The following is a 9,880-nucleotide window of genomic DNA, read 5'->3' on the forward strand; positions in this document are numbered from 1 at the left end:
GGGTCAGCCGATCCGGGCGCCCGTTCCGCTGACCCGGACCCGGGCGTCCCCGGCGCGCAGTTCGACGGTGAGCGTGCCGGGCCGGCCCATGTCCGCCCCCTGGTGCAGGGTCAGTACGGCCGCGTCCGGTACGAGCCCCAGCTCCCGTGCGTACGCGCCGAAGGCCGCCGCCGCCGCTCCCGTCGCCGGGTCCTCCACGACGCCGCCCACCGGGAACGGGTCCCGGACGTGGAAGACCCCGGGCCCCTCGCGCCACACCAGTTGCAGGGTGGTCAGGTCGAGCCGCTGCATCAGCGCTCCGAGGCGCGCGAAATCGTAGTCCAGCGCCGCCAGCCGCTCCCGGGTGGCGGCGGCCAGCACCAGGTGCCGGGCTCCCGCGTAGGCGATCCGGGGCGGCAGGGCCGGGTCGAGGCCGTCGGCCGCCCAGTCCAGGGCCGCCAGCGCCTCCGCCAGGTCGGCCGCCGCGATCTCCTCGACGTGCGGGGCCACGCTGGTGAGGGTGGCGCGCAGCTCGCCGCCCTGCCGTACGACGGTCACCGGCACCGGACCGGCGGGCGTGGCGAACTCCAGCTCGCCCGGCCCGTCCCGTTCGGCCAGGGCGAGCGCGGTGGCGACCGTGGCGTGGCCGCAGAAGGGCACCTCGGCCTTCGGGCTGAAGTAGCGGATCGTGTAGGCGCCTTCGCCGGTCCGCTCCGTCAGGAACGCCGACTCGCTGTAGCCCAGCTCCGCCGCGACGGCGAGCATGGCCTCCTCGTCCATCCCGGAGGCGTCGAGGACGACGCCGGCGGGATTCCCGCCCGCGGGATCGGCGGAGAAGGCGGTGTAGCGCAGGACCTCGGGCGCGGGATCAGGTGTCATGCCGGGGTCCAACCGAGGTGCCGCCCCCCGCATTCCCGGCGGGGCCGTGCGGCCGTGCCGCGGTGTCCGCCCGGGACCGCGAAGGCCGGACACCCCGGCACGGCGCCGGCCCGCGGGCCTGGGATCGGGGGGCCGGTCGCGGCCCCCGCTCCCGCGACCGGCCCCCCGGGGCGGGTCAGTGGCAGTTCTTGACGCCCTTGTTCGCCTTGGTGGACTTCTTCCAGGAGCACGAGTCCTGGAGCTTCCCGTTCGGCTTGATCAGCCGCGCCTTGTCACCGGTGTTGTTCCAGACGTACGAGCCCCGGTTCCAGTGCACGGTGCCCGAGACGTTCTTGCCCTTGCCGGTGCGGAGCTTGACCGTCTTGCCGGCACCGATCGTGTAGCTGCCGAAGGTGTAGGTGTAGCCGGTGTTGTCCTTCACCTTGAAGCCCTTGAGCTGGACCTTCTTCTTGCCGTTGTTGTGGATGTTCACCCACTCGGCGTTCAGCGACTTTGTGCTCCGGTTGTCCGGGCCGGGGCCGTCGTACTGCACGGTCCCGAAGTGGAGTCCGCCCTGGTGGGCGGCGGCCGTGGCGGGCGCCGCCGTGGCGAGGAGCGAGCCGGCCAGTGCGGTGGCGGCGGCCAGGGCGATCGGCGCGGCCGTGCGTATGCGCATGCGGTGTTCCTTCTGTGTCGTTCTGGTGAAGGCGTAGCGAGATGCGATCATACGGACGGCACGCGCTTGCTCGGTCCAGGACGGAGAAATCCGCAAATTCGGTCACGTAATGGCTTGTTCGGGCGAACCTGATCACCTGTGGACGCAGGCTCACCCGCGTCCGACGTACGGCATGTTCGTCGCCATGACCGTGGCGAACTGGACGTTCGCCTCCAGCGGCAGCTCCGCCATGTGCACCACCGTCCGGGCCACGTCGGCCGCCGCCATCACCGGCTCCACCGCCGTCTCCCCGTTGGCCTGGAGGATCCCGGTCCGCATCCGCTCGGTCATCTCGGTCGCCGCGTTGCCGATGTCGATCTGACCGCAGGCGATCCGGTACGGCCGCCCGTCCAGCGACAGCGACTTCGTCAGCCCCGTCACCGCGTGCTTGGTCGCGGTGTACGCGATCGAGTGCGGGCGCGGCGCGTGGGCGGAGATCGAGCCGTTGTTGATGATCCGGCCGCCCTGCGGATCCTGCTCCTTCATCTGCCGGTACGCCGCCTGCGCGCAGAGGAAGGCGCCCGTCAGGTTCACCTCGACGACCGCCCGCCAGTCCGCGACCGCGAGGTCCTCCAGCGGTACGCCGCCGGGGCCGAACGTGCCCGCGTTGTTGAACAGGAGGTCCAGCCGGCCGAACCGCTCCCGTACGGCGGTGAAGAGGGCGCCGACCTCGTCGGCGTCGGTCACGTCCGTGGTGACGCACAGCGCCTCGGTGTCCCCGGCGGCGGCCGCCGTCTCCGCCAGCGGCTCGGCCCGCCGGCCGGCGAGCGCGAGCGACCAGCCCGCGCTCGCGAGGGCGAGCGCCACGGCCCGCCCGATCCCTGATCCCGCACCCGTGACGACGGCGACTTTCCGGCCGGTCTGCTCAGTGTTCATGGCCCGGCAGCGTACGGGACGGATCGATGCGCGGGGCACGCGGTGCTCATCGACCCGCCATGCGGATGTTGTGCACGCGACAACGGTGCGTCGTCACGCCCGGCTGCCATGAAGCCCGACAGCATCCGGGCTGAGGAGGGGCATATGACAGCCGCACAGACCATCATGACGCCCGATCAGAGCACACGGGCCACCGAACTCCGCGCAGCCGCACGGCTGCTCGAACCGGGCGTGGGACGCAGACGCTTCCTGACCGGCACCGCGGCCGCCGCCGCGCTCGCCTTCGCCGTGAACCTGCCCGCCGCCGGCACCGCGAGCGCCGCCGAGGTCGACGCCCGCCGGATCACCGAGGACCCCTTCACGCTCGGCGTCGCCTCCGGCGACCCGCACCCGGCGTCGGTCCTCATCTGGACCCGGCTCGCTCCCCGCCCCTACGAACCGGGCGGCGGCCTGCCGCGCGGCCGGGTCGAGGTGCGCTGGGAGGTGGCCCGCGACGAGCGCTTCCGCCGCATCGAGCGGCGCGGCTCGGCCACCGCCCACCCCGAGTTCGCCCACAGCGTCCGCGCCGAGGTCCGGGGCCTGGACTCCGACCGCCGCTACTACTACCGCTTCCGCGCCGGCAGCTGGACCAGCCCGGTCGGCCGCACCCGCACCGCCCCGGCCCCCGGAGCCCGCACCAGCTCCCTGGCCCTGGCCGCCGTCTCCTGCCAGGCCTACCACGACGGGTACTTCACCGCCTACCGCCACCTCGCCGCCGAGGACGTCGACGTGGTCTTCCACCTCGGCGACTACCTCTACGAGTACGCCGTCACCGCCACCGGCGGAGCCCGCGACTACACCGACCGCAGACTCCCCGCGCACTACAACCGCGAGACGGTCACCCTGGAGGACTACCGGCTGCGCTACGCGCTCTACAAGTCCGACCCGGACCTGCGCGCCGCCCACGCCGCCCACCCCTTCGTCGTCACCTGGGACGACCACGAGACCGAGAACAACTACGCGGGCGGCACCCCCGAGAACGACGTGCCGCCCGAGGAGTTCCTGCTGCGCCGGGCCGCCGCGTACCGCGCGTACTGGGAGAACCAGCCGCTGCGGACCCCGCAGCGCCCCACCGGACCCGACATGCGGCTCTACCGCCGGCTGACGTTCGGACGGCTCGCCCAGTTCGACATCCTCGACACCCGCCAGTACCGCAGCGACCAGGCCTACGGCGACGGCTGGCGCACCCCGGGCCCCGAGTCCGAGGACCCCGCGCGCACCATGACCGGGGCCGCCCAGGAACGCTGGCTGACCGACGGCTGGCGGGCCTCGAACGCCACCTGGAACGTCGTCCCGCAGCAGGTCACCTTCGCGCGGCGGCGCGACGTTCCCACCGACGCTTTCAAGCTCTCCATGGACTCCTGGGACGGCTACCCGGCCTCCCGGCAGCGCGTGCTGGCCGGAGCCGAGGCCGCCGGGGTGGACAACCTCATGGTCCTCACCGGCGACGTCCACGTCTCCTACGCCTTCGACCTGAAGAAGGACTTCGACGACCCCGCCTCGCGGACCGTCGGTACGGAGATCGTCACCACCTCCGTCAGCAGCGGCAAGGACGGCGCGGACCGGCCCGCCAACTGGGAGAACCAGACCCGCGCCAACCCGCACCTCAAGCACTACAACGGGCGGCGGGGCTACGCGCTCGTCACCCTCGGCGCGCAGCAGGCCCGCGCGGACTTCCGCACGGTGGCGGCCGTCACGACACCCGGCGCGCCCGTCACCACCGCGGCCTCGTTCGTCACGGAGGCCGGGAACCCGGGGCTCACCCCCGCGTAGAGCCGCCCGCCCGGGCGACCGGGCTCAGCGGTCCGCCGGATAGCGGACGCCGATACGGTCCCGCACCGCGTCGAGCGTCCGCATCACCGCCAGCGAACCCTCCAGCGGGACGAGCGGGGACTCGGTCTCGCCCGCCCGCACCGCCCGCGCCACCTCGACGGCCTCGTACTGCATGCCCGACAGCCCCCGGGGCCCCGGCCCGGAGGTGATCGTCTCCGGCTCCGCGCCGGCCCGCCGCAGGACGAAGTGGTCCGGGTGGAAGAAGTCGCGCGGCAGGTCGATCCGCCCGGCCGTGCCGATGACGGTCGCCGCCGTCGGGTGGTGGCCGACGATCGAGCAGGACAGGAGCGCGGTCGCGCCGGAGTCCCAGCCGAGCAGCATCCCCGTGTTCAGGTCGACGCCCTCGGGGGAGAGGAGCGCGTCGGCCCGGACCCGGTCCGGTTCGCCCAGCAGCAGATGGGCGAAGGAGACCGGGTAGACGCCGAGGTCCAGCAGCGCCCCGCCGCCCAGCGCCGGATCGCGCAGCCGGTGCCCGGGGCCGAAGTCGCCCGCGAAGCCGAAATCCGCCTGCACGGTACGGACCTCGCCGATCGCCCCGTCCCGCACCAGCTCGGTGAGGCGGCGGACCACCGGGTTGAGATACGTCCACATGGCCTCCATCAGGAAGAGACCGCGCTCCCGGGCGAGCGCCACCAGCTCCTTCGCCTCCCGGCTGTTGAGCGTGAACGCCTTCTCGCACAGCACGTGCTTCCCGGCCCGCAGCGCGAGCGAGGCCGCCGCGTGGTGCGCCGAGTGCGGCGTCGCCACGTACACCACGTCGACCTCGTCGTCGGCGACCAGCTCCGCCCAGCTGCCGTGGGCGCGCCCGATCCCGTGCCGCTCGGCGAACGCCCGCGCCGAGGCCTCCGTGCGCGAGGCCACCGCCACCACCTCGGCGTCGGGAAGCCTCTGTACGTCCGCCGTGAAGGTCGCGGCTATGCCGCCCGTCGCCAGAACACCCCAGCGCACCGTTCCACCCATGCCCGCCACCCCAGCCCGCCCGAAAAAGGTATCGACCACTCCGGTCGAGCTGAGAGCATAGATGCGTATTCAACGATGTGGAGAAGAGAATGCCGGACAGCGGCGGCAGCGGGGCCCAGCGAGCACACATACCCACCGACGGGACCGGGGCCGACGACCGGACCGTCCCGCACGGAGACGCGGGCGCCCTCTCCGTCGACCCCGCCGCCCCGCAGGTCACCGCCCCGGCCGGGCTCCCGGAAACCGCCGGCCTCTCCGGACCGGCGGCGAGGACCGCCCGGCGCACCGGCCTCCTGGTCACCCTGGTCCTGGGCGGACTCACCGCACTGCCGCCGCTGTCCATGGACATGTACCTCCCCGCGCTCCCGGCCGTCACCGACTCCCTGAGCGCCCCCGCCGCCACCGTCCAGCTCACCCTGACCGCGTGCCTGGCCGGCATGGCGCTCGGCCAGCTCGTCGTCGGCCCCATGAGCGACCGCTGGGGCCGCCGGAATCCGCTGCTCCTCGGCATGGTCGTCTACGTCCTCGCCACCGCGATCTGCGCCCTGGCTCCCACCGCCGAACTCCTCATCGGCTTCCGGCTCCTCCAGGGGCTCGCGGGCGCGGCCGGCATCGTGATCGCCCGGGCCGTGGTGCGCGACCTCTACGACGGCGTGGAGATGGCCCGCTTCTTCTCCACCCTGATGCTGATCTCCGGCGTCGCCCCGGTCATCGCCCCGGTGATCGGCGGGCAGGTCCTGCGGATCACCGACTGGCGGGGCATCTTCGTCGTGCTGACCGCCGTCGGCCTCGTCCTCACCCTGGTCGTCTGGAAATGGCTCCACGAGACGCTGCCGCCCGCCGACCGCCACACCGGCGGGGTCACCGACGCCCTGCGCACCATGCGCGGGCTGCTCGCCGACCGGGTGTTCACCGGCTACATGGTCGCGGGCGGGCTCGCCTTCGCCGTCCTGTTCGCGTACATCGCCGCCTCCCCGTTCGTCGTGCAGGAGATCTACGGGGCCTCGCCCCAGACCTTCAGCCTGCTGTTCGGGCTCAACTCCATCGGCCTGATCACCGTCGGGCAGATCAACGGCAAACTGCTCGTGGGCCGGATCAGCCTCGACAAGGTGCTCGGCTTCGGCCTCGCGGTGATCGTGCTCGCCGCCGTCGCGCTGCTGCTCATGACGGCCGGCGTCTTCGGCGAGGTCGGCCTGGTGCCGGTCGCGGCCGGACTCTTCGTGCTGATGTCGGCGATGGGCCTCGCGATGCCGAACACCAACGCCCAGGCCCTGATGCGCACCAAGCACGCCGCGGGCTCCGCCTCCGCGCTGCTCGGCACGTCCTCGTTCCTCATCGGCGCCGTCGCCTCCCCGCTGGTCGGCATCGCGGGCGAGGACACGGCCGTCCCGATGGCCGTGGTCCAGGTGGTGTGCGCGGTGGCGGCCGTGGGCTGCTTCCTGCTCCTGTGCCGCCCCTGGCAGCGGGCGGGCCGCGAGGCCGGCGGCCTCTGAGCCGCTGCGCCCCGCCCCGGCCCCGGCGTCCGGCGCGGGTTCAGCCGGTGCGCGGGTAGCCGATCAGATGCGTACGGTCCTGGCGGTCGGTCCAGCGGAACACCCCGACCCCGGTCGTCTCCGTCCCCGGCAGCCGGGCGTTGCGCGACAGCCGCTCGGTGCTCCAGGTGGCGAAGTCCATCGCGACCGGGAGCCCGCCGCCGGCCAGCGCCTCCGAGGCGTCGCGCGCGTTCTCGGCCCCGTAGGCGATGCCGTCGTCCGTCACCGTGGCCAGCGTCAGATGGGCCGCGCCGCCCTCGTCCTCGAAGCAGCGGCCCTGCTTCGCCTCCAGATCGAAGGCCAGGTTCCCGGCGATCAGGTAGTCGCCCGAGGGGGAGAGGACCGCCTGCGGGAAGCGCCCCGGCTCTATGGCGGGCCTGTGGCACTCCACCGAGGTGAGGACCTCGCCCGTCGCCGCGTCGTGCACCGCCCACAGCTCGTGGGTCGCCGCCCGCTTGGTCTTCTTGGCGGGCGCCCACTTCGCCAGCACCTGGTCCGCGGTCGTCGACGTCACCACACCGCTGCCCTTGTCGGCGCCCTTGGGCGCGACGTTCCGGCTGAACCAGCCGCCGCGCACCCAGAACTCCCGTGCCCCGCCCAGCAGCAGGCCCCCGGGGGTCTGCCCGTGCACCTCGGTGAGCTGCTTGCAGGCCGAACAGCCCTTGGGGTACTTCAGCTTGTCCGCGCTCAGCTCGGACACCTCGCCGGTGACCGGGTCCACCAGGGTGCTGTTCGCCTTCGCGTCGCTGATCACGATCGACGGCCCGGTCGTGTCGACGTCGGGGGCCCCGGACCACGGCACCTCGACGCGCTGCCGGTTCCCGTTCGTCACGTCGTACAGGTCGAGCGCGAGGAAGGTGCTCGACGGCGACAGCCCGTCGCCCACCTTCCCGTAGGACCAGGTGACGAAGAACTGCCGGTCGCCCTTGGCGACCGTGGCGAGCCTCGGGTAGTGCAGCGGGTCCGGCTGCCGCCAGGCCTTGCCGCGCCAGCCCAGCTCGCCCGTGGCCGTGTCCACGGTGCGCAGCCGGTAGCGGTTGTCCTTCGACCGCTCCAGATAGGCGAGCAGCCCCGTGGCGTGGGAGACGGCCACGTCGGGGGAGGAGCCGATGATCTCCCAGCCCCGGTCCGTGGCGTACTGCGGCGGGACCGTCAGCCGGGTCACCGGCCCGGCGCTCGGCAGCACCGGTTTCGCCGTCCCGGTGGCCGCGCCGTTCTTCCGGTCGTCCTCGTCGGGGCTGCCGCCCCAGGTGGCCAGCAACAGGAGCAGGGCGAGAAAGACCACCCCGCCGACGAGCGTCAGCCGCACGATCTTCTGCCTCATGGCTCCCCTGCTGGACCATCTTGACCTGGTGCCGTCCACGCGCGGGCCAGCGTAGCAACAGGCCCACGGCGGCGTGGAGTTCGCCGGATTCCTGTTCCGTACCGGTTACGTGAAGTCCTGGTGCGCACCCGGCACGGGCCCGGTACGGCCCCGTGCCCCCGCGCACCTTCCTCCGTACCCCGCCGGGCCCCGGCGAAGCGGAATGCGTCCGCCGGGTCGCCCCCGCCCTACAATTCGGCGGTGAACGCCACCCTCCCCACCGCACAGTCCCTGCGCGCCGCGCTGGCCGGACTGCTCGACGGACTGCCGCCCCGGCAGGCCGCGCAGGCCGTCGACCGGCTGATCGCCAGCTACCGGGGGGAGACCCCGACGGACGCCCCGATCCTGCGGGACCGCTCCGACGTCGCCGCGTACGCCGCGTACCGGATGCCCGCCACCTACGAAGCCGTACGGTCCGCCCTCGGCGCCCTTGCCGAGGCCGCACCCGGCTGGACGCCCGCCGGCCACACCGACGTCGGGGGCGGCACGGGCGCGGCCTGCTGGGCGGTGGCCGGCGTCTGGGAGAGCCCGGCCACCACCGTCCTGGACTGGGCCGAACCGGCCCTCGCGCTCGGCCGTGAACTCGCCGAGGCGTCCGGGGTCCCGGGGCTCCGCGCCGCCCGCTGGGAGAAGGCCAGGATCGGAGCGGCGCTGGAGCTGGCCCCGGTGGACCTGGTCACCGTCAGCTATGTGCTCAAGGAGCTGACCGCCGGGGCCAGGGCCGAACTGGTCGACGCCGTGGCGGCGGCCGGACAGGCGGTGGTGATCGTGGAGCCCGGCACCCCCGACGGCTACGCCCGGATCATCGAGGCCCGCGACCGGCTGATCGCCGCCGGGCTGGACATCGCGGCCCCCTGCCCGCACAGCGGCGCCTGCCCGATCACGCCCGGGGCCGACTGGTGCCACTTCTCCGCCCGGGTCAGCCGCTCCTCGCTGCACCGGCAGGTCAAGGGCGGCTCGCTCAGCCACGAGGACGAGAAGTTCTCCTACGTCGTCGCCACCCGCTTCCCCACCGGCCCGGCGCCCGCCCGGGTCACCCGCAGGCCGCAGATCCGCAAGGGCCTGGTCCAGCTGGAGCTGTGCACCCGGGACGAAGGGCTGGCCCGCTCCACCGTCACCAAACGCCACGGCGAGCTGTACCGGGCGGCCAGGGACGTCGCCTGGGGCGACCCCTGGCCACCGGAGGGCACGGCCGGCTAGGCCCGCAGCTCCTGGGTGCAGCACTTCACGCTGCCGCCACCCTTGAGCAGCTCGCCCAGGTCCATCGGGACCGGGTCGAACCCCCGGTCCCGCAGCGGGTCCAGGAGCCCCGTCGCCCCCTGCGGCAGCAGGACGTGGCGCCCGTCGCTGACCGAGTTGAGGCCGAACGCCGCCGCGTCCGCCTCCCGGGCGAGCAGCGCGTCCGGGAACAGCCGGCGCAGCACCGCCCGGCTGCCGGCGGAGAAGGCGTCCGGGTAGTACATGATCTCGTCGGCCGCCGCGTCCAGCACGCACAGCGCGGTGTCCAGGTGGTAGTAGCGCGGATCCACCAGGTCCAGCCCGATGACCGGCGCCCCGAAGAACTCCTGGGCCTCCATGTGCGAGAGCGGACTGGACCGGAAGCCGCGCCCGGCCAGCAGGTAGGAGGCGGTGACGGCGAAGTCCCCCTCGCCCTCGTTGACGTGCTCCGGCTCGTGGACCTCGGTGAAGCCGTGGTCCCGGAACCAGTCCCGGTGGGCGCCGGCC

At 73.5% G+C, this 9,880-nt stretch carries 9 protein-coding genes; 3 read left to right on the plus strand and 6 right to left on the minus strand.

Annotation, left to right across the window (positions count from 1 at the left end):
• Nucleotides 1–3 precede the first annotated feature (3 nt).
• The 3 genes from DTB53_RS29510 to DTB53_RS29520 form a co-directional block, all read right to left on the minus strand.
• Nucleotides 4–858 carry a PhzF family phenazine biosynthesis protein gene (locus tag DTB53_RS29510; protein WP_012381177.1) on the minus strand — a complete coding sequence of 285 codons (855 nt, stop codon included), beginning with the start codon at nucleotides 856–858 and terminating at the stop codon, nucleotides 4–6.
• 175 nt (nucleotides 859–1,033) lie between these two features.
• Entirely contained in the window at nucleotides 1,034–1,513 is a 480-nt protein-coding gene (locus DTB53_RS29515; protein ID WP_003969495.1) for a lamin tail domain-containing protein, read from the minus strand.
• A 150-nt stretch (nucleotides 1,514–1,663) separates the two neighbouring features.
• Nucleotides 1,664–2,428, minus strand: coding sequence for an SDR family oxidoreductase (locus DTB53_RS29520; protein ID WP_012381178.1), 765 nt, complete (start codon nucleotides 2,426–2,428; stop codon nucleotides 1,664–1,666).
• Nucleotides 2,429–2,572: 144 nt separating this feature from the next.
• Between DTB53_RS29520 and DTB53_RS29525 the strand changes: the two genes are divergently transcribed.
• A complete protein-coding gene (locus DTB53_RS29525) occupies nucleotides 2,573–4,240 on the plus strand; it encodes an alkaline phosphatase D family protein (protein ID WP_042497297.1) in 1,668 nt (555 codons plus the stop codon).
• 24 nt (nucleotides 4,241–4,264) lie between these two features.
• Here the strand turns inward: DTB53_RS29525 and DTB53_RS29530 are convergent, their stop codons facing one another.
• Entirely contained in the window at nucleotides 4,265–5,260 is a 996-nt protein-coding gene (locus DTB53_RS29530; protein WP_003969497.1) for a Gfo/Idh/MocA family protein, read from the minus strand.
• Nucleotides 5,261–5,349: 89 nt separating this feature from the next.
• Between DTB53_RS29530 and DTB53_RS29535 the strand changes: the two genes are divergently transcribed.
• The gene (locus DTB53_RS29535; RefSeq protein WP_003969499.1) at nucleotides 5,350–6,753 is read left to right on the plus strand and encodes a multidrug effflux MFS transporter; all 1,404 of its coding nucleotides are present in this window, start codon (nucleotides 5,350–5,352) and stop codon (nucleotides 6,751–6,753) included.
• 40 nt (nucleotides 6,754–6,793) lie between these two features.
• On the opposite strand, the gene DTB53_RS29540 is transcribed toward DTB53_RS29535, so the two are convergent.
• Complete coding sequence (locus DTB53_RS29540; RefSeq protein WP_042497300.1) at nucleotides 6,794–8,116, minus strand: hypothetical protein; 1,323 nt, start codon at nucleotides 8,114–8,116, stop codon at nucleotides 6,794–6,796.
• A gap of 240 nt (nucleotides 8,117–8,356) precedes the next feature.
• Between DTB53_RS29540 and DTB53_RS29545 the strand changes: the two genes are divergently transcribed.
• Nucleotides 8,357–9,355 (plus strand): small ribosomal subunit Rsm22 family protein, encoded by a 999-nt coding sequence (locus DTB53_RS29545; RefSeq protein WP_012381181.1) that lies wholly within the window; start codon nucleotides 8,357–8,359, stop codon nucleotides 9,353–9,355.
• Here the strand turns inward: DTB53_RS29545 and DTB53_RS29550 are convergent.
• On the minus strand, nucleotides 9,352–9,880 hold a 529-nt coding region (locus tag DTB53_RS29550; protein ID WP_370454236.1), incomplete at its 5' end, for a dimethylarginine dimethylaminohydrolase family protein. The genes DTB53_RS29545 and DTB53_RS29550 overlap by 4 nt on opposite strands.

The organism is Streptomyces griseus (genome assembly GCF_900460065.1).
GTDB classification, from domain to species: Bacteria; Actinomycetota; Actinomycetes; order Streptomycetales; family Streptomycetaceae; genus Streptomyces; species Streptomyces griseus.

Excerpts from the sequence above, each read along its gene's own strand:
- DTB53_RS29510 (WP_012381177.1), bottom strand. The coding sequence starts at position 858 with ATGACACCTGATCCCGCGCCCGAGGTCCTGCGCTACACCGCCTTCTCC.
- DTB53_RS29515 (WP_003969495.1), bottom strand. The coding sequence starts at position 1,513 with ATGCGCATACGCACGGCCGCGCCGATCGCCCTGGCCGCCGCCACCGCA.
- DTB53_RS29520 (WP_012381178.1), bottom strand. The coding sequence starts at position 2,428 with ATGAACACTGAGCAGACCGGCCGGAAAGTCGCCGTCGTCACGGGTGCG.
- DTB53_RS29525 (WP_042497297.1), top strand. The coding sequence starts at position 2,573 with ATGACAGCCGCACAGACCATCATGACGCCCGATCAGAGCACACGGGCC.
- DTB53_RS29530 (WP_003969497.1), bottom strand. The coding sequence starts at position 5,260 with ATGGGTGGAACGGTGCGCTGGGGTGTTCTGGCGACGGGCGGCATAGCC.
- DTB53_RS29535 (WP_003969499.1), top strand. The coding sequence starts at position 5,350 with ATGCCGGACAGCGGCGGCAGCGGGGCCCAGCGAGCACACATACCCACC.
- DTB53_RS29540 (WP_042497300.1), bottom strand. The coding sequence starts at position 8,116 with ATGAGGCAGAAGATCGTGCGGCTGACGCTCGTCGGCGGGGTGGTCTTT.